The organism is Micromonospora sp. WMMC273, assembly GCF_027460285.1.
Taxonomy (GTDB): domain Bacteria; phylum Actinomycetota; class Actinomycetes; order Mycobacteriales; family Micromonosporaceae; genus Micromonospora; species Micromonospora aurantiaca.
Map to the genome: position 1 here is coordinate 4773675 of NZ_JAPZBE010000001.1, position 17164 is coordinate 4790838.

19 protein-coding genes are annotated in these 17164 nt (G+C 72.7%); 6 read left to right on the forward strand and 13 right to left on the reverse strand.

Features of this window, described 5'->3' with window-relative positions; genetic code table 11:
* Nucleotides 1-25: 25 nt before the first annotated feature.
* The 11 genes from O7611_RS22015 to O7611_RS22065 are packed head-to-tail and all read right to left on the reverse strand — an operon-like array spanning nt 26 to nt 10590.
* A complete protein-coding gene (locus tag O7611_RS22015; protein ID WP_194803404.1) occupies nt 26-1024 on the reverse strand; it encodes an amidohydrolase family protein in 999 nt (332 codons plus the stop codon).
* Nucleotides 1025-1027: 3 nt separating this feature from the next.
* Nucleotides 1028-1552, reverse strand: a complete 525-nt coding sequence (locus O7611_RS22020) for a 3-hydroxyanthranilate 3,4-dioxygenase (protein WP_194803403.1) — start codon at nt 1550-1552, stop codon at nt 1028-1030.
* Nucleotides 1545-1970: a RidA family protein gene (locus O7611_RS22025; RefSeq protein ID WP_194803402.1), complete on the reverse strand. Its 426-nt coding sequence runs from the start codon at nt 1968-1970 to the stop codon at nt 1545-1547. Before O7611_RS22025 ends, O7611_RS22020 begins: the two co-directional genes overlap by 8 nt.
* On the reverse strand, nt 1967-2740 hold the full coding sequence (locus O7611_RS22030) for a 2-keto-4-pentenoate hydratase (RefSeq protein WP_091423125.1): 774 nt from the start codon (nt 2738-2740) through the stop codon (nt 1967-1969). The genes O7611_RS22025 and O7611_RS22030 overlap by 4 nt, the downstream gene beginning before the upstream one ends.
* Nucleotides 2737-3792 carry a 4-hydroxy-2-oxovalerate aldolase gene (dmpG, locus tag O7611_RS22035; RefSeq protein ID WP_269697501.1) on the reverse strand — a complete coding sequence of 352 codons (1056 nt, stop codon included), beginning with the start codon at nt 3790-3792 and terminating at the stop codon, nt 2737-2739. Before dmpG ends, O7611_RS22030 begins: the two co-directional genes overlap by 4 nt.
* On the reverse strand, nt 3789-4724 hold the full coding sequence (locus tag O7611_RS22040; protein ID WP_194803400.1) for an acetaldehyde dehydrogenase (acetylating): 936 nt from the start codon (nt 4722-4724) through the stop codon (nt 3789-3791). Before O7611_RS22040 ends, dmpG begins: the two co-directional genes overlap by 4 nt.
* On the reverse strand, nt 4721-5518 hold the full coding sequence (locus O7611_RS22045; protein WP_120573580.1) for a 2-keto-4-pentenoate hydratase: 798 nt from the start codon (nt 5516-5518) through the stop codon (nt 4721-4723). The genes O7611_RS22040 and O7611_RS22045 overlap by 4 nt, the downstream gene beginning before the upstream one ends.
* Before the next feature lie 56 nt (nt 5519-5574).
* Nucleotides 5575-7056 (reverse strand): 2-hydroxymuconic semialdehyde dehydrogenase, encoded by a 1482-nt coding sequence (locus O7611_RS22050; RefSeq protein WP_194803426.1) that lies wholly within the window; start codon nt 7054-7056, stop codon nt 5575-5577.
* A 20-nt stretch (nt 7057-7076) separates the two neighbouring features.
* Complete coding sequence (locus tag O7611_RS22055; RefSeq protein ID WP_269698147.1) at nt 7077-8408, reverse strand: FAD-dependent oxidoreductase; 1332 nt, start codon at nt 8406-8408, stop codon at nt 7077-7079.
* A gap of 2 nt (nt 8409-8410) precedes the next feature.
* Nucleotides 8411-9691, reverse strand: coding sequence for a kynureninase (gene kynU, locus O7611_RS22060; protein WP_269697502.1), 1281 nt, complete (start codon nt 9689-9691; stop codon nt 8411-8413).
* Nucleotides 9692-9705: 14 nt separating this feature from the next.
* The gene (locus tag O7611_RS22065; protein ID WP_194803398.1) at nt 9706-10590 is read right to left on the reverse strand and encodes a tryptophan 2,3-dioxygenase; all 885 of its coding nucleotides are present in this window, start codon (nt 10588-10590) and stop codon (nt 9706-9708) included.
* A 142-nt stretch (nt 10591-10732) separates the two neighbouring features.
* On the opposite strand from O7611_RS22065, the gene O7611_RS22070 reads away from it, so the two are divergent.
* The 3 genes from O7611_RS22070 (at nt 10733) to O7611_RS22080 (ending at nt 12645) form a co-directional block, all read left to right on the forward strand.
* Nucleotides 10733-11173 (forward strand): Lrp/AsnC family transcriptional regulator, encoded by a 441-nt coding sequence (locus O7611_RS22070; RefSeq protein WP_013288068.1) that lies wholly within the window; start codon nt 10733-10735, stop codon nt 11171-11173.
* Nucleotides 11174-11251: 78 nt separating this feature from the next.
* Complete coding sequence (locus O7611_RS22075) at nt 11252-11761, forward strand: hypothetical protein (protein WP_135241659.1); 510 nt, start codon at nt 11252-11254, stop codon at nt 11759-11761.
* Between the two features lie 14 nt (nt 11762-11775).
* Nucleotides 11776-12645 carry a class F sortase gene (locus O7611_RS22080; protein ID WP_194803397.1) on the forward strand — a complete coding sequence of 290 codons (870 nt, stop codon included), beginning with the start codon at nt 11776-11778 and terminating at the stop codon, nt 12643-12645.
* Nucleotides 12646-12654: 9 nt separating this feature from the next.
* On the opposite strand, the gene O7611_RS22085 is transcribed toward O7611_RS22080, so the two are convergent.
* On the reverse strand, nt 12655-13194 hold the full coding sequence (locus tag O7611_RS22085; protein WP_194803396.1) for an HNH endonuclease: 540 nt from the start codon (nt 13192-13194) through the stop codon (nt 12655-12657).
* Between the two features lie 227 nt (nt 13195-13421).
* Here O7611_RS22085 and O7611_RS22090 point away from each other — a divergent pair, with 227 nt between their 5' ends.
* From O7611_RS22090 to O7611_RS22100, 3 genes are all read left to right on the forward strand, one after another.
* Nucleotides 13422-14477: a mechanosensitive ion channel family protein gene (locus O7611_RS22090; RefSeq protein WP_370585037.1), complete on the forward strand. Its 1056-nt coding sequence runs from the start codon at nt 13422-13424 to the stop codon at nt 14475-14477.
* Nucleotides 14478-14710: 233 nt separating this feature from the next.
* Complete coding sequence (locus tag O7611_RS22095; RefSeq protein ID WP_194803394.1) at nt 14711-16084, forward strand: MFS transporter; 1374 nt, start codon at nt 14711-14713, stop codon at nt 16082-16084.
* Nucleotides 16085-16162: 78 nt separating this feature from the next.
* Nucleotides 16163-16546, forward strand: a complete 384-nt coding sequence (locus tag O7611_RS22100) for a globin (protein ID WP_194803425.1) — start codon at nt 16163-16165, stop codon at nt 16544-16546.
* 7 nt (nt 16547-16553) lie between these two features.
* Here the strand turns inward: O7611_RS22100 and O7611_RS22105 are convergent, their stop codons facing one another.
* Nucleotides 16554-17138: a YbjN domain-containing protein gene (locus O7611_RS22105; RefSeq protein ID WP_194803393.1), complete on the reverse strand. Its 585-nt coding sequence runs from the start codon at nt 17136-17138 to the stop codon at nt 16554-16556.
* Nucleotides 17139-17164: the final 26 nt, after the last annotated feature.

Consider the following 17164-nt stretch of genomic DNA (forward strand, 5'->3'; position numbering starts at 1 on the left):
GACGACGGACGCACCCGCGCCGGCTTCAGCGGCGGCCGAGGAACCGCAGCGCGTTGCCGCCGAGCAGCGCGTCCCGCTGCGCGTCGGTGAGGAAGTCCGCCCGGTGCACCACGTCACCGACCGGCCGCTCCCCCAGCGGGTACGGGTAGTCGCTGCCGAGCAGCACCCGCTCGGTGCCCAGGGTGTCCACGAGCAGCCGCAGCGCCGCCGGTTCGAAGACCACCGAGTCGACGTGGAACCTGTCGACGTACGAGCTGGGCGGTGCGCTCGACGCGCCGCGTACCAGGTCGCCGCGGCGGTGCCAGGCGTTGTCGGCGCGGCCCAGCCAGAACGGGAAGCTGCCGCCGCCGTGCGCGAAGCAGATCCGCAGCGTGTCCGGCACCCGGTCGAACACGCCGCCGAGGATCAGCGCGAGCACCGAAAGGTGTGTCTCGGCCGGCATCCCGGTCAGCCAGCGGGCCATCCACCGGTCCAGCCGGGGGCCGCCGGGCATGTCCCACGGGTGCACGAACACCGGCGCGCCGACCTCGGCGCAGTGGGTCAGGAACTGCACGATGCCCTCGTCGTCCAGGTCCCGGTCACCGACGTGGTTGCCGATCTCCACCCCGGCGTGCCCGGCCGACAGGCAACGGTCCAGCTCGGCGCAGGCCGCGTCCGGGTCCTGCAACGGCACCTGGCAGAACGGCACCAGCCGGCCGCCACCGCCGGCGGTGACCTCCAGCGTGAGGTCGTTGAAGATCCGGGCCACCTTGGCCGCCTGGTCGGCCGGGCGGTCGTAGCTGAAGAACACCGGGGTGGGCGAGACGACCTGCACGTCCACGCCGTCGGCGTCCATGTCGGCCAGCCGGGTCGGCGCGTCCCAGCACTGCGCGCCGACCGGACGGAACTCCGTCTCCCCCACCATGATCATGGCGGCGCGCTCGGAGTCCACCCGCAGCCAGGGCCAGCCGGACCCGCCGCACGCCGCGGCGAGGTCCGGCCACCCCTTCGGTACGACGTGCGTGTGCACGTCCACGACCGGCACGCGTCAGCCCTTGCCCGGGTGCAGCGCGCCGCAGTTGTCGCAGGTGCGGGCCTTCTCGTCGGCGTAGAACGCGGCGAAGACCGGGGGCAGGTCGGCGGCGATGTCGCGGACCTGCAACTCGACCTCGTGCACCTTGTGGTCGCACTCGCCGCAGTACCACTGGAACTTCTCCAGTGTGCCCTCCTCGCGGACCCGCTCGATCACCATGCCGATCGAGCCGGCCTCGGGACGCTGCGGCGAGTGCGGGGTGTTGCGCGGCAGCATCCACATCTGCCCCTCGCGCACGTGCACCGTACGCGGGCCCTCGGGCAGCATCAGGTTGATGTGCATGTTGCCCTTGACCTGGTAGAAGAACTCCTCGTACGGGTCGACGTGGAAGTCCGTGCGCTGGTTCGGGCCGCCCACCACCATGACGATGAAGTCGTCGCTGCCGGGCAGCATCTCCTTGTTGCCCACCGGGGGCTTGAGCAGGTGCTGGTTCTCGCCGATCCAGCCGGAGAAGCTGAACGGCTCGGCGATCTCACTCATGGGAACCTCCCGACGGAAGTAGGGCGACGGCCTGCATCTCGATCAGCAGATGCGGGTGCGGAAGCTGGTGCACGGCGACTGTGGTCCGGGTCGGCCCGGTGGCGTCGAAGAACTCCGCCCACACCTCGTTGTAGCCGCCGAAGTCGTTCATGTTGACCAGGTAGCTGGTGACCTGCACCAGATCGCTCAGGTCGGCGCCGACCGAGCGGAGCAGGTCGCGGATGTTCTCGATCACGGCCCGGGTCTGCTCGCGGATGTCCAGGTCGGTGGTGCCGAACTCGTCCACCGACACCCCGGCGAACGTGTTGTCCGGCCGGCGCGACGACGTACCGGAGACGTAGACGAACCCGCCGGCCACCTTGACGTGCGGGAACGCGCCCCGCGGCACGGCCTTGCCGGCCACCACGCGGGCGGTCATGGGAGGGCCTTCAGGGAGGCGGAACCCAGCTTCTCCACAGTGGCGCGGACGTGCGCCCCGGGGCGCAGCGGCACCGCGGCGGTGGCCGCGCCGGCCAGGAACACCCAACCCTTGCGCAGCCGTACGCCGTGCCGGCCGGCCAGCCGCAGCCCCTCGTCCAGCGCGCGGCGCGGGTCGCCGAGGATGGCGGCGGTCGAGCCGACCTGCGCCACCCGCCCGTCGATCTCCAGCAGCACGCCGAGGTTGTCCAGCCCGTCCGGCACCGGCGACCACGGCCCGACCACGAACGCGGCGGCCGAGGTGTTGTCGGCGATCACGTCCGGCAGCGAGAAGGTGAAGTTCGCGTACCGCGAGTCGATCAGCTCGATCGCCGGGGCGACCGCGCGCACGGCACGGGTGAACGAGCCGACCGGTTCGCCCGGGTCGGGCAGCCGGTCCAGCAGGAACGCCACCTCCGGCTCGACCCGGGGGTGGATGAAGTCGCCGACGTCGACGCCGCCGCCGTCGGGCACCCGCATCACGTCGGTCAGCCGGCCCCAGATCACCTCGTCCACGCCGACCTGCGCCATCTTGGCCTTGCTGGTGAGCCCCATCTTGAGGCCGACCAGCCGCTCACCCCGGTCGAGGCGGCGCTGCACCAGCGCGGTCTGCACCGCGTACGCGGCGTCGACGTCGAGGCCGGTCTCGGCGGCGAGCTGCGGGATCGCGGTGGCGTCGTCGGCCGCCGCACCCAGCTTCTCCGCGATGCCGGCGATGTCCGGCCCGATCATGAGGTCTCCTTGCTCGCCAGGTCCAGTGCCACGTCCACGATCATGTCCTCCTGGCCGCCGACCATCCGGCGGCGGCCCAGCTCGACCAGGATCGAGCGGACGTCCACGCCGTACTTGGCCGAGGCCCGCTCGGCGTGCCGCAGGAAGCTGGAGTAGACGCCCGCGTACCCGAGGGAGAGCGTCTCCCGGTCGACCTGGACCGGCCGGTCCTGCAACGGGCGGACCAGGTCGTCGGCGGCGTCCATCAGCGCGAACACGTCGCAGCCGTGCTTCCAGCCGTGCAGCTCGGCGACCGCGACGAAGACCTCCAGCGGCGCGTTCCCCGCGCCCGCGCCCATGCCGGCCAGCGACGCGTCCACCCGGACGGTCCGCCCGGACGGCGAGCCGACCGGGCCGTCGCCGAGGATCCGGCCGTGCTCGACCGCGAGCACGCTGTTCGCCACACCCAGCGACAGGTTGTGGTGCGCGTGGATGCCGATCTGCGTCTCCGGTTCCAGCACCTGCCGGTACGCGTCGACGCGCTGCCCCACGTCCGACATCAGCAGCCGCCCGCCGGAGTCGGTGACGTAGACGCAGTGCGCGCCGTACGACTCCATGAGCTTGGCCTGCGCGGCCAGCCCGGCCGGGTCGTTGAGGTGCGACATCATCAGGAACCCGGAGACGTCCATGTCGTTCTCCCGGGCCCACGCGATGTGCTGGGCGGAGATGTCCGCCTCGGTGCAGTGCGTGGCGATCCGGACGCTTGTCACGCCGAGCGCCTTGGCCGCCTTCAGGTCGGCGATGGTGCCGATGCCCGGCAGCAGCAGCGTGGTGAGCCGCGCGGTGGTCAGCACCTCGGCGGCGGCGGCGATCCAGTCCGCGTCGGCGGCAGCGCCGTGCCCGTAGTTGACGCTGGAACCGGCCAGGCCGTCGCCGTGCGCCACCTCGACCGCCGCCACACCTGCGGCGTCGAGCGCGGCGGCGATGGTACGCACCTGGTCGACCGTGTAGCGGTGCCCGATGGCGTGCATGCCGTCGCGCAGCGTCACGTCCTGGATGTAGAGGTCGGTCATCGGGATGCCCCCTCCGGGGAACGCAGCGCCACCAGCCGCTCCGCGGTACGCAGCGCGGCCGACGTCATGATGTCCAGGTTCCCGGCGTACGCGGGCAGGTAGTGCCCGGCGCCGGAGACCTCCAGGAACACCGACACCTGGAGGCCGGTGAAGTGCCGGCCGAGCACCGGCGCGTACGTGTCCACGGCGTCGAACTGCACGTCCTGCTTGAGCCGGTAGCCGGGCACGTACTCCTGCACGGTCTTCACCATGTCGGCCACCGAGGCGGCGATCTTCACCCGGTCGGCGTCGGCGTCCGGGCACAGGCAGTAGACCGTGTCCCGCATCAGCAGCGGCGGGTCGGCCGGGTTCAGCACGATGATGGCCTTGCCGCGCTCGGCGCCGCCGACCACCTCGATGGCGCGGGCGGTCGTCTCGGTGAACTCGTCGATGTTGGCCCGGGTGCCCGGACCGGCCGACTTCGAGGCGATCGAGGCGACGATCTCGCCGTACGCGACGGGGGTGACCCGGCCGACCGCGTGCACGATCGGCACCGTCGCCTGTCCGCCGCAGGTCACCATGTTGACGTTCGGCTCACCCAGGTGCTCGTCGAGGTTCACCGGCGGCACCACGTACGGGCCGATAGCCGCAGGCGTCAGGTCGACGACGGTACGGCCGTGTGCCCGCAGCACCTCGTCGTGACGCTTGTGCGCGCCGGCCGAGGTGGCGTCGAAGACGAGCTGGACGTCCGCGAACTCGGGCAGCGCGACCAGGCCGTCGACGCCCTCGGCGGTGGTGGTCACGCCGAGCCGGCGGGCCCGGGCCAGACCGTCCGAGTCCGGGTCGATACCGGCCATCGCCACCATGCGCAGGCTCTCACTGAGCCGCAGCACCTTGATCATCAGGTCGGTGCCGATGTTGCCCGACCCGAGCACCGCCACTCCGACAGTCATGACGTTCCCTCCGAGGAGAAACAGGTACGCACCGAGCCGAGCCCGGAGATGCGCGCCTCGTACGCGGCGCCGGGCGTGACCGGCACCATCGGGCCGAGCGCGCCGGAGAGCACCACGTCGCCGGCCCGCAGCGGGTCACCGGCGCGGGCCATCGTGCCGGCCAGCCACTGCAGCGCGTGCAGCGGATTGCCGAGGCAGGCCGCGCCCGCGCCGACCGAGACCGGCTCACCGGCGTGCTCCAGTACCATGCCGCACAGCCGCAGGTCCACGTCGGCGAGCCGCCGGGGCGCGGTGCCGAGCACGAACAGCCCGCTGGAGGCGTTGTCCGCCACCGTGTCCACGATGGAGATGTCCCAGTCCGCGATCCGCGAGTCGACGATCTCGATGGCCGGCAGCACGTGGTCCACCGCCCGGATCAGGTCGACAGTGGTGACCCGCTCGTCCGGCAGGTCCGCGCCGAGCACGAAGGCGATCTCCGCCTCCACCCGCGGCTGGAGCAGCCGGTCGATCGGCACCTCGACGCCGTCACCGACGGCCATGTCGTCGAAGAGCACCCCGAAGTCGGGCTGGAAGACGCCGAAGCTCTCCTGGACGGTCCGCGACGTCAGGCCGATCTTCGCGCCGACGCGGCGGTGTCCCTTGCCCAGCCGCTGCCGGGTGTAGACCTGCTGCACCTGGTACGCGGCCTCGATGTCGCCCTCGGGCAGCAGCCGGCCGCGCAGCGGCGGGCAGGGCTTCCCGTCCTGCCGGGCCACTGCCAGTTCCCGGTTGGCGGCCTCGATGTCCACGGTCATGGCGGCTCCTCGCTCACGTCGCTGGGGATTCCGGCCATTCTGCCCACCACGCGCGCTCATGTGAGATCCACGCAGACGTTTGTCAGCTCGGAGTAGAAGTCGAGCGAGTGCACGCCGCCCTCGCGGCCGACACCCGACGCCTTCACCCCGCCGAACGGGGTACGCAGGTCGCGCAGGAACCAGGTGTTCACCCAGACGATGCCGGCGTCGAGCCGGGCGCCGGCCCGGTGCGCCCGGCCCACGTCCCGCGTCCACACCGTCGCCGCGAGGCCGTAGGCGGTGCCGTTCGCGAGCGCGAACGCCTCGTCCTCGTCGTCGAACGGCGCGACGTGCACCACCGGTCCGAAGATCTCCTCCTGGTTGGTGCGGGCGTCCGCGCCGAGGCCGGTGAGCACCGTCGGCTGCACGTACGCCCCGCCGTCGCGGGCGTCGCCGAAGCGCGGCGTGCCGCCACCGGCGCGCACCTCGGCGCCCTCGGTACGGGCCAGCGCGTAGTGGCCGAGCACCTTGTCCCGGTGGCCGTGCGAGATGAGCGGCATGTTCGCCGTCGCCTCGTCGTCCGGCCAGCCGTACGCCAGCTCGTCGGCACGCTTGGCCAGCCGCGCGGTGAACTCCTCGAACACCGGCCGCTGCACGTAGATGCGCTCGGTGCACAGGCACACCTGGCCGCCGTTTGTGAAGCTGGACCGCACCGAACCGGCGACCGCCGCGTCCAGGTCGGCGTCGGCGAACACCAGGCCGGCGTTCTTGCCGCCCAGCTCGAAGCTGACCGCCTTCACCCCGTCGGCGGCGGCGCGCATGATCGCGCTGCCGGTCGCCGACTCGCCGGTGAACGTGATCGCGTCCACACCGGGGTGCCGGGTCAGGTGCTCGCCGGCCGAGCCGGGGCCGAAGCCGTGCACCAGGTTGAACACGCCGTCCGGCACGCCCGCCGCGGCCATCACCTCGGCCAGCAGCGTGGCGGAGGCGGGGGTCTCCTCGCTGGGCTTGACCACGACGGCGTTGCCGCAGGCCAGGGCCGGGGCGACCTTCCAGGTGAGCAGCAGCAGCGGCAGGTTCCACGGCACGATCACCGCGACCACGCCGACCGGCTTGCGGACCGCGTAGTTCAGCGCCCGGCCCCCGGCCGGGGTGACAGTGGTGAACGACTCGGTGGGCGCGGTCGCCACGATCTCGGCGAATGCCCGGAAGTTCGCCGCGCCGCGCGGGATGTCGAGCGTCCGGGCCTGCGAGATGGCCTTGCCGGTGTCCGCGACCTCGGCGGCGACCAGGTCGTCGAAGCGCCGTTCCAGCTCGTCGGCGACCCGGCGCAGCACCTCGGCGCGTTCCCGCTCCCCCATCCGGCCCCACGGGCCGCGCAGCGCCGCCCGGGCCGCGGCGACCGCGTCGTCCACTGTCGACTGCGACGCCTCGACCACCTCGAACACCGGCTCGCCGGTGACCGGGCTGCGCTTGGTGAACCGGGAACCGGCGTCGACGAACTCGCCGCCGACGAAGTTGCGCAGCAGGCCGGGGCCGTGCGGCGCGTGGCCGGTCATCAGCCGGGGATCCCAGAGCGTCATCGCCGCCTCCCCAGCGCCGCGCGGACACCACCGGCCAGCAGCGCGACCGCGCCGGCCGCGACCGCGCCGACCACCGCGTACTGCGCACGCACCCGGCGGCGCACCTGCGCGTACGGGGTGGTGGAGAAGGAGACGAGCTCGTACTGGGAGACGTAGCGGCCGGGCAGCGCGCGCTCCAGCGCGTGCTCGACCTGCTTGCGGGTGCGGAACACCGGCGAGGCGACCTTGTCCCGCATCTCCACGAAGTTCGCCAGCGCCATCCGGGCGATCGCCTCGGCGTTGTCCTGACGGCGGTGCTGGAACAGCGGCAGCGCGGCGGCCCACTCGTCGTCGCACTCGTCCAGGCAGCGGTCCAGCTCGACCACGTCCTCGAACGCGCAGTTCGCGCCCTGGCCGTAGAACGGCACGATGGCGTGCGCGGCGTCGCCGATCAGGCCGACCTTGCCTGCTACCTGCCACGGCGTGCAGCGCACAGTGCCGAGCACACCGACCGGGTTGTGCTGGTAGTCGTCGACCAGGTTCGGCGCGAGCGGGACCAGGTCCGGGTAGTGGGTGGCGAAGAACCGCTCGATCGCCGCCGGGCTGCTCAGCGACGCGAAGCTGCGGGTGCCGTGGGTGGGCCAGAACAGCGTGCAGGTGAAGGAGCGGTCCGGGTTCGGCAGCGCGATCATCATCGAGGTGCCGCGCGGCCAGATGTGCAGCGCGCCCGGGTCGAGCGCGAACTCCCCGCCCAGCGGCGGGATGGTCAGCTCCTTGTAGCCGTAGTCGAGGAAGTCCAGGCTCTCGGTCAGGCCCCCGTACGCGAGCAGTTGCCCGCGCACCGCGGAGCCGGCGCCGTCGGCGCCGAGGATGACCGAGGCGGTGGCGGTGACCTTGCCCTGCGGGGTCTCGAACGTCATCTCGCCGCCGAGCGGGGCGAGCCCGACCAGCCGGTGGTCGAACGCGACGCGCACGTTCGGCAGCGCGGCGGCGGCGTCGAGCAGCGCGTTGTTCAGCGCGCCCCGGCTGATCGAGTTGATCGCGCGGTCCCCGGAGCCGCTGTACGACTGGAACTCCGGCTCGCCCTCGACCGGGTGGATCATGCGGCCGCGCATCGGCAGCGCGTCCGTCATCACCTCGTCCTCCAGGCCGATGCGGCGCAGCGCGTCCAGGCCCCGCTCGGACAGCGCCAGGTTGATCGACCGGCCCCGCTCGACGGTGCCGGTACGCGGGTCGGGCCGCCGCTCGTAGAGGGCCACCGGGTAGCCGCGGCGGGCCAGGTAGCAGGCCAGCAGACAGCCGGCCAGCCCGGCGCCGACCACCGCGATCTCGTCGCGCTCACTCGTCACGCTCACGAGCCCTCCTTGTCGAACGTCGCGGCCAGCGCCTCGGCGACCCGCCAGCAGTCGTGGTACGTGGAGTAGAGCGGCACCGGCGCGAACCGGACGATGTCCGGCTCCCGGGCGTCGGCGACCACGCCGTGCTCGTGCCGCAGCCGCTTGGTCAACTCGTTCGCGCTTCCCACGCCGATCCGGACGGAGAGCTGGCAGCCGCGCCGGGCCGGGTCGCGCGGGGTGACCACGCTCAGCGGACGACCGGGCGTCACCTCGTCGAGCAGCTGCTCCAGGAAGGCGGTGAGCCGCAGGCTGCGCTCGCGCAGCGCCGGCATGCCGACGGAGTCGAACAGCTCCAGCGAGGTACGCACCGGGCCCATCGCGAAGATCGGCGGGTTGGAGATCTGCCACGCCTCCACGGTGGCCGGCGGCCGGGACACCGGGGTCATCTCGAACCGGGTGGCCGCCTCGGTGCTCCACCAGCCCTCGAACCGCGGGATCGACGGGTCGCCGAGGTGCCGCTCGTGGACGAAGACACCGCCCAGCGCGCCCGGGCCGGAGTTGAGGTACTTGTACGAGCACCAGGCGGCGAAGTCCACGTCCCAGTCGTGCAGCGCCAGCGGCACGTTGCCCGCGGCGTGCGCCAGGTCCCAGCCGACGACGGCGCCCGCGGCGCGGCCGGCGGCGGTGATGGCGGGGATGTCCATCAGCTCGCCGGTCAGGTAGTTCACGCCGCCGAGCATCAGCAGCGCCACCGTGTGGCCCTCGCGGGCCAGGAAGTCCAGCACGTCCTCGGTGCCGAGCGTATCCGAGCCGGGACGCGGCATGAGGCGTACCACAGTGGTGTCCGGGTCCAGGCCGTGGAAGCGGGCCTGGCTGCGCACCGCGTAGCTGTCCGAGGGGAACGCGCTGTCCTCGATGACGATGCGGGTGCGCTCGCCGGCCGGCCGGTAGAAGCTGACCATCAGCAGGTGCAGGTTCACCGTGAGGGAGTTCATCACCACGGTCTCCGCGGGCAGCGCGCCGACCAGGCGGGCGGCCGGTGCGGTCAGCAGCTCGTGGTACGGCAGCCAGGGCCGCTCCGACTCCAGGTGCCCCTCGACGCCCAGGCGCCGCCAGGCGTCCAGGTCGGCGAGGAGTTCGTCCCGGGTGGCCCGGGGCTGGAGGCCGAGCGAGTTGCCCGCCAGGTACGCCGTGTCCGGGTAGCGCCCGCCGTCGGCGGGTGGGATGTGGAACAGGTGCCGGTGGCCGGGGTCTGCGGCGTCGCGGCGGAGGGCTTCGTTCTCGGGGGTGTGCATGCTGTTCTCTCTCGTCACATCGCGGTGCGGGCCGACCACAGCTCCGGGAAGACCACCCGGGCCATGCTGCGCTGCAACCATGCCAGTCCGGCGGACCCGCCGCTGCCGACCTTGGCGCCCATCGTGCGCTGGACGGCCTTGACGTGGTTCCAGCGCCAGTCGCCGAACTCCTCGGCGATCTCGGTCAGCGCGTCGCCGAGCAGGCGGAGGTGGTTGTCCGGCCCGTTGTCGCCGTAGATCCGGACCCAGGCCGCCTCGATCGCCGGGTGTCCCTCGTGCTCGACGTTCACGTCCCGCGACAGCAGCTCGGCCGGCACGTCGAAGCCCTTGCGGGCCAGCAGCGCCACCACCTCGTCCCAGAGGCTCGGCGTGGCGAGCGCGGCGGTCAGCTCGTCGTACACCTCGGTCTGCCGGCGGAACGGGCGGATCAGCGCCCGGTCGCGCAGGCCGAGCAGGAACTCCAGCTGCCGGTACATGGCGGACTGGAAGCCGGAGCCCTCGCCGAGCCGGTCGCGGAAGCGGTTGAAGTCGGCCGGGCTCATCCAGCGCAGGCCGTGCCAGGCGGCGTTGAGGCCCTCCAGGTGCAGGGCGGCGCGGCGCAGCGGGGGCAGGGCCTCCCAGATCCGGTCCTCGCGCAGCTCGCGCTTGGCGTGCCGCAACTCGTGGCAGGTAAGGCCGAAGTACAGCTCCATGATCTGGCTGACCATCAGGAAGGACATCTCGCCCGGGTCGTCGCTGAGTGGCTCCTGGAGCCGGTGCAGCGTGCTGGCCCGCACGTACGCGTCGTACGGCACGCGGTCGGCGAACTCCAGTGTCGGCTCGCCGCCGTTGCGCGCCGCCCGAGCCGCCCGTTCCTGGGGGGTTACCGGGCGCACCGCCGTCGTCTGTTCCACAGTCATTCTCCGTCCGTGCGCGGGGTAGACGTCATGATCCCGCTGGTGGGCGGCCGAATGGAATGCCTGTTCAACGGCGGTATGGTGGTCTCACTTCGCGAACCGAAACCATCTCGCGTCGCCGTCTTTACGGAAGGAAGGTCCGCGCGTGGACGACATGGACTGGGCGCTGCTGCGCGAGCTCCAAGCCGACGCCCGGCTGTCGTACAGCGAGTTGTCCCGCCGGGTCCACCTGTCGCCGCCCGCTGTGGCCGAGCGGGTCCGGCGGCTGGAGGAAGCCGGTGTGATCACCGGCTACCACGCCCACGTCGACCTCACCCGGGCCGGGCGGACGGTGCTCGCCCTGATCCGGATGTCCTGCTACGGCGCGCGCTGCATCCTCAACGACCCCGACGTCGCGGGCTGGCCGGAGATCATGGAGATCCACCGGATCACCGGTGACGCGTGCAGCATGCTCAAGGTCGCCGCCACCAACATGGGCGAGTTCGAGGAGGTCATCGACCGCCTCGCGCCGTACGGGCAGCCATCCAGCACGATGGTGCTCTCCACCCCGCTGGCCTGGCACCCCGTGGTCAAGGCGCCCCGTTAGCTTCCCCCGCCCTCCGGGAAAGCAGGCGCCGCTGCCCGTCAGTGGTCCGGCGCACCGTCGCGCCGGGAGGGGGGAACCATGCGAGGGCTCCTGTCACATCGTGCGTTGTCGTCCCTGTTGGGCCTGTTCGGCCTGGTGGCGGCGTTCGTCCTGACCACCGCGCCGCCGGCCCGGGCCGGCGAGAGCGTGTTCATCGAGGTGACGCCGAACAGCGTCCAGGCCGGTTCCCGGGTCAACCTGCGGGCCGGCTGCGACAACAGCAACAACCGTCAGGCGCAGGTCACCTCGGACGCCTTCGGGCGGGTGACGCTGCGGCCGGACAACGGCTTCCTCACCGGCTCGGTCACCGTGCCCGGCAACAAGGCGCCCGGCGACTACCCGGTGAACCTGGACTGCTCCAACGGCAACACCGCCTCGACCATGCTCACCGTGCTCAACATGGCGCAGCCGAGCAAGGGACCGGCGACCGGCGGCGGTGGCACCGCGGGTAGCCGGGGCACCGGTTCGCTGCTGCTCGTCGGCGGTCTGGTCGCGGTGGCAGTGGTGGCCGGTGTGAGTGCCCGCCGTAAGACCGGCGGCCGTGCCTGACGAGAGGTGCCGCAATGGCCCGCTCATCGCGCCGCCGGGACCGTACCGGCCCGGCGGCGGACCGCAGACGCCGCGACGCCGCCCGTCCCGGCCGCCGGTCGCGACAGCGCGCCGGCCGGCTCCGGGCCGCGCTGCGGCTGACGTCCCGCGCCGCGCGCCGGTTCGCCCACGTCGCCGGGCACGCGTTCTCGGCCAGCGTCGCCACCGCCGACCCGCAGTCCCGGCCGGTACCGGCCCGCGCCGCCAGGACCACCACCCGCCGGTACGCCCCGAGCCGCAACCCGGGTGTCCCGGTGCTCGTGGTGGCGAGCGTGATGGCGCTGATCGTGGCCATGCTCGGTGTGGAACGGGTGACCGGCGTCAGCGTGCTGCCGGACCGGATCGTCGCCGGCCTGCGCCCGCCGCCGAAGAAGTTCCCGGTGCTGCCGGCCAGTCCACCGACCGGCCTGAGCATCGGCAAGCTCGACCTGCGCGCGCCGGTGCACCGGGTCGGCATCGCGCCGGACGGCAGCATCGCCGTGCCGGACGTGGAGCGGGCCGGCGAGGTCGGCTGGTACGACCAGGGCCCCACGCCCGGCCAGTACGGCCCGGCGGTGCTCGTCGGGCACGTCGACACCACCACCGGTCCGGCCGTCTTCCACGGGCTGAGGGAGCTGGACGACGGCGACCGGATCGAGGTGACCCGCGAGGACCGCTCGGTGGCGGTGTTCGAGGTGACGTCGATCGAGCGGTACGGCAAGGAGAAACTGCCGGTGGAGGACGTCTACGGCGACTTCAGCCGGCCCAACCTGCGGCTGATCACCTGCGGCGGGCGCTGGGTGGGCGGCGAGACCGGGTACGCGGACAACCTGGTCGTCTACGCCGCGCTGGTCAAGGCGCGCTGAGCGGGCGGGTCAGGCCGCCTCGGGCTCGGGCTCGCGCAGGTCGAGCCAGTCCGCCCAGCGCGGGTCGGGGGCGCGGTGCCCGAGCACCCGCCAGGCGGCTCCTTTGGGCGCGGCCGGCAGGTGGTGCAGCCGCCAGCCCAGCTCGGCCGGGGTCTTGTCGCCTTTGGTGTGGTTGCACCGCGCGCACGCGGCGACCACGTTCTCCCAGGCGTGCCGGCCGCCCCGGCTGCGCGGGAAGACGTGGTCGATGGTCTCGGCCGGCCCCCGGCAGTACGCGCACCGCCACCCGTCGCGGGCGAACACCGCCCGCCGGGACAACCCGACGTGGGTGCGGTACGGCACCCGGACGTAGCGGGTCAGGCGTACGACCGAGGGCACCGGTAACGCGTTGCGCGCGCTGTGCAGGATGCCCTCGCCGTCTTTGACGCAGACCGCCTTGGCGCTGAGGACGAGGATCGCGGCACGACGCACCGACACGACGCACAGGGGCTCGTAGGTGGCGTTGAGAACGAGTGCACCGGAGCCCGCCGTGGGTCGTATGTCAGGCATCGCGCTCACCCTCCCGGTCCAGTCGCTCCCGCCTCGTCTGCGCCGGAACCGCCCCGCGGACAGCGCGGAACGGCTCCGACGCCGGCCGGATCACCGACGTCCGTTGCGCCAATAGTCCCTGATCGCGCCCCGGATTGCACGTACTAATCCGGGCTACCCCCCGCCCGGCGGCCCTTCGCCGAGGTGGCGGTGTCCGTCGCCCGCCGGGCGTGCGGTACGAAAGCAGAGTGAACGTCTCCGACCTGATCTCCGCCGTGCTGGCCGCCGTCTCCGACCGGAAGCCGGACTGCCAGGGCAGCAGCTCCTGCGAGTGGGTGTACCGAGTGACGAACTCCGCCTGGTTCGCCGAGAGCAGCTACTGGATCCTGTTCAAGCCGCTGCGGGTGGCGCTGATCCTGCTGCTCGCGGTGGCCGCCCGGTGGGCGCTGCACCGGACCATCAACCGGCTGGTGCGGACCACCACCGACGGCGCGGTGCCGACCATGCTGCGCCCGCTGCGCGAGCGGATCCCCAGCGCCGCACTCGACCCGGACCAGTTCGTGCCGGAGCGGCGGCGGCAGCGGGCCGAGGCGATCGGGTCGGTGCTGCGCAGCATGGTCACCGCGTTCGTCTTCGGCATCGCGCTGCTGATGGTGCTCAAGGAGTTCAGCTTCGACCTGGCCCCGCTGCTGGCGAGCGCGGGCATCGCCGGCGTGGCGCTCGGCTTCGGCGCGCAGAGCCTGGTCAAGGACCTGATCGCCGGCCTGTTCATGCTGATCGAGGACCAGTACGGCGTCGGCGACACGGTCGACCTGGGCGAGGCGACAGGCGTGGTCGAGGCGGTCGGGCTGCGGGTCACCACGGTCCGGGACGGCCGGGGCGTGCTCTGGTACATCCGTAACGGCGAGATCGTCCGCGTCGGGAACAAGAGCCAGGGCTGGGCGCTCGTCGTGGTCGACCTGCCGATCGGGTTCGCCGGCACCGAGGAGGCCACCGCCGTGCTGCGTACCGCGGCGGCGTCGGTGGCGCTGGACCCGGAGCTGGCGCCGAGCATCGTGGAGCAGCCGGAGGTCCTGGGCGTCGAGCAGATGACCGTCGACGGCGCGGTGATCCGTACCGTCGTCAAGACCACCGCGGACGGGCAGTTCGCGGTCGGGCGTGAGCTGCGCCGCCGCCTCGCGGAGGCGCTTGAGAACTCGGGGATCGTCGCGCAGATCGCGGCTGCCCGGCTGTTCCCCGGCCTCCCGGTCCAGCCGCCGGCGCCGCCCGCCGCCGAGGGTACCGGTACCGGCGGACCCACCTGAGCCACCGGACGAGCCGGACGATTTCCGGGGTTCCGCACCGCGCGGCCCCTCGGGTATCGTCCGTTCGTTCAGTCGGAGATGCGACGATCAATCCGTTCGCCCTAGCCAGTTGTCAGACGATCGGGCAGAATCCGGTGCACACGCTCCACCGGGGGGCGTGCTCGTGTCCTCGCTGATCGATCGATCTGACGACGGTTCCCGGTCGGGCCATCACAAGTGGTCGACCAGGAACGATGGAGGCGACGGTGTCCGACGCGCGACCCGCCCGGGATGCCCCGGCCACCTTCCGGGACGTCTTCGGTCAGTCGGAGTTCCGCGCCATCTTCGCCGCCAACACCCTCTCCTGGGTGGGCGACTACCTGGCCCGCGCCGCGGTCACCGTGCTCGTGCTGCGCGAGACCGATTCGGTCGCGCTCTCCGCCGCCGCATTCGCCGCCAGCTACCTCCCCTGGCTGGTCGGCGGCCCGCTGCTCTCCGCGCTCGCCGAGCGGCACCACTACCGCCGGGTCATGGTCATCTGCGACCTGCTGCGGATGGCGCTGATGGCGCTGGTCGCGATGCCCTGGATGCCGACCTGGTCGATCTTCGCGCTGATCTTCCTGGCCACGCTCGCGAACCCGCCGAGCCAGGCGGCGCGGTCCGCGTTGATGCCGCACATCCTGACCGGGGACCGGCTGGTCGTGGGCCTGGCCGCGTTCACCAGCGCCGGCCAGGCCGCCCAGGTCGTCGGCTACCTGATCGGCGCCACGGTGGCGGCCCTCAACCCGAACACCGCCCTGCTCGTCAACGCCGTGACCTTCGCCGTGTCGGCCGCGATCGTCCGCTTCGGCGTACGCGAGCGGCCACCGGCGATGGCCGAGGTGCACCGTAGCCACCTGCTGCGGGAGACCGTCCAGGGCTTCCGGATCGTCTTCGAGCGGCCGGTGCTGCGCGCCATCGCGGTGCTGGTGTTCAGCGCGATGCTCTTCTCGATCGTCCCCGAAGGGCTGGCCGCGGGCTGGGCCGCCGACCGGACCGACGGCCGGATGGACGCCGGCACCGCCCAAGGTCTGATCATGGCCGCCGTCCCGGTCGGATACATCCTCGGCGGGCTGACCATCAGCCGGCTCGTCGGCCCGGAGCGGCGGCTGACGCTGATGCGACCGTTGATGATCATCGCGCCGGCGACGCTCGTACCCGCGCTGTTCAACCCGCCGCCGGCGGTGGTGGCGCTGCTGGCCGCCGGGTGCGGCTTCGCCGTCGCCGGGCTCGTCCCGGTCGCCAACGGCCTGTTCGTGCAGGCGCTCCCGGACGGCTTCCGGGCCCGGGCGTTCGGCGTCATGGCCAGCGGCACACAGATCATCCAGGGCGCCGCGGTGCTGGCCACGGGCGCGCTCGCCGAGCGCTTCTCGGTCCCGTCGGTGGTCGGCGTGTGGAGCGCCGCGGGGGTACTGATCATGTCGGTGGCGGCGCTCGCCTGGCCCCGGCCACAGGTGATCCACGAGGCCGTCGCGGCCGCCCGCGCGGAGTCGGCGGCCGGCGGCGGACCGGCGCACGCCCACGCGCCCGGCCCCGCGTCCGGTGACCGGAACCGGGAGCACGGCCGACGCCGGCACGCGGTGACGTGATCCGCGCCGCCCGGCGGGCGGGCGCGGGTGCCGGGCGGCACCTGGCAGGATGGAAGCGTGACTTCCCCAGGCGAGTCGATGACCCTCTTCGAGGCGATCGGCGGCGAACCGGCCTTCCGCAAGCTGGTGGACGAGTTCTACGCCGGTGTGGCCGACGACCCGCTGCTGCGGCCGATGTACCCGGAGGAGGACCTGGGCCCGGCGGCGGACCGGCTGACCCTGTTCCTCATCCAGTACTGGGGTGGCCCGCACACCTACTCGGAGCAGCGCGGCCACCCGCGGCTGCGGATGCGGCACGCACCGTTCCGGATCGGCGCGGCCGAGCGGGACGCCTGGCTGCACCACATGCGCCGGGCGGTGGACACGCTGGGCCTGCCGCCGCAGCTCGCCGCTGCGCTCTGGGACTACCTGGAGCGGGCCGCCTACTTCATGGTGAACGTGATGGAGGACCCGGCCGGCTGAGCCCGGCTCAGAGCAGGGCGCCCTCGTCGTGCAGCCAGTCGACGAACGTCACCGCGACGGCGGCGCCGCAGTCGAGCATCTCGACCAGCAGCGCGTCGTGGGCGCCGGCGCCGAGCGGGACCTGCAACTCGGCGTAGATCGGGAGCTGACCGCGCTCGGTCGGGTCACCGATGTACGCCTTGCAGAAGCGCCGGGTGTGGTTCCACTCGTTCACGACGCGGTAGGCCCGGTCGGCCCAGTCCGGCGGGACCGTCGCGTGCGGGCGGGCCCGCATCACGAGGATCTCGTCCTCGGGGCCCTCCAGCGCGACGAGCACGGCGTGCCGCTCCCACATGGCCAGCAGGTTGCCGTCGCCGTCGGCCAGATAGCGCACGTCGAGCAGGTCGAGCGCGTCGCAGACCCGGCTCAGCGTGACCGGCGCGACGGTGGCCGGCATGTCCGTGAGGGCCGGCCGCTCGGGCGGCGCCACGTCGTCCCCCGGCTGGCGAGGGGTCGGTGGTCCGACCCGGATGGTGTCATCCACTGTGGTCCCGCTTCGAGTCTCCGGCTCCCCGCCAGCGGCGGGACCAGGGCGCCATGACCACCACGGCATCGCTCGCGCACCTCACTCCCCAGCGG

What these genes read in the sequence shown, in the direction of transcription:
- O7611_RS22080 (WP_194803397.1), top strand. Translation starts at nt 11,776, where the DNA reads ATGGCCCGCTCATCGCGCCGCCGGGACCGTACCGGCCCGGCGGCGGAC.
- O7611_RS22085 (WP_194803396.1), bottom strand. Translation starts at nt 13,194, where the DNA reads ATGCCTGACATACGACCCACGGCGGGCTCCGGTGCACTCGTTCTCAAC.
- O7611_RS22025 (WP_194803402.1), bottom strand. Translation starts at nt 1,970, where the DNA reads ATGACCGCCCGCGTGGTGGCCGGCAAGGCCGTGCCGCGGGGCGCGTTC.
- O7611_RS22045 (WP_120573580.1), bottom strand. Translation starts at nt 5,518, where the DNA reads ATGACCGTGGACATCGAGGCCGCCAACCGGGAACTGGCAGTGGCCCGG.
- O7611_RS22020 (WP_194803403.1), bottom strand. Translation starts at nt 1,552, where the DNA reads ATGAGTGAGATCGCCGAGCCGTTCAGCTTCTCCGGCTGGATCGGCGAG.
- O7611_RS22065 (WP_194803398.1), bottom strand. Translation starts at nt 10,590, where the DNA reads ATGACTGTGGAACAGACGACGGCGGTGCGCCCGGTAACCCCCCAGGAA.
- O7611_RS22040 (WP_194803400.1), bottom strand. Translation starts at nt 4,724, where the DNA reads ATGACTGTCGGAGTGGCGGTGCTCGGGTCGGGCAACATCGGCACCGAC.
- O7611_RS22100 (WP_194803425.1), top strand. Translation starts at nt 16,163, where the DNA reads ATGACCCTCTTCGAGGCGATCGGCGGCGAACCGGCCTTCCGCAAGCTG.
- kynU (WP_269697502.1), bottom strand. Translation starts at nt 9,691, where the DNA reads ATGCACACCCCCGAGAACGAAGCCCTCCGCCGCGACGCCGCAGACCCC.
- O7611_RS22105 (WP_194803393.1), bottom strand. Translation starts at nt 17,138, where the DNA reads ATGCCGTGGTGGTCATGGCGCCCTGGTCCCGCCGCTGGCGGGGAGCCG.
- dmpG (WP_269697501.1), bottom strand. Translation starts at nt 3,792, where the DNA reads ATGACCGACCTCTACATCCAGGACGTGACGCTGCGCGACGGCATGCAC.
- O7611_RS22095 (WP_194803394.1), top strand. Translation starts at nt 14,711, where the DNA reads ATGGAGGCGACGGTGTCCGACGCGCGACCCGCCCGGGATGCCCCGGCC.
- O7611_RS22050 (WP_194803426.1), bottom strand. Translation starts at nt 7,056, where the DNA reads ATGACCGGCCACGCGCCGCACGGCCCCGGCCTGCTGCGCAACTTCGTC.
- O7611_RS22075 (WP_135241659.1), top strand. Translation starts at nt 11,252, where the DNA reads ATGCGAGGGCTCCTGTCACATCGTGCGTTGTCGTCCCTGTTGGGCCTG.
- O7611_RS22030 (WP_091423125.1), bottom strand. Translation starts at nt 2,740, where the DNA reads ATGATCGGGCCGGACATCGCCGGCATCGCGGAGAAGCTGGGTGCGGCG.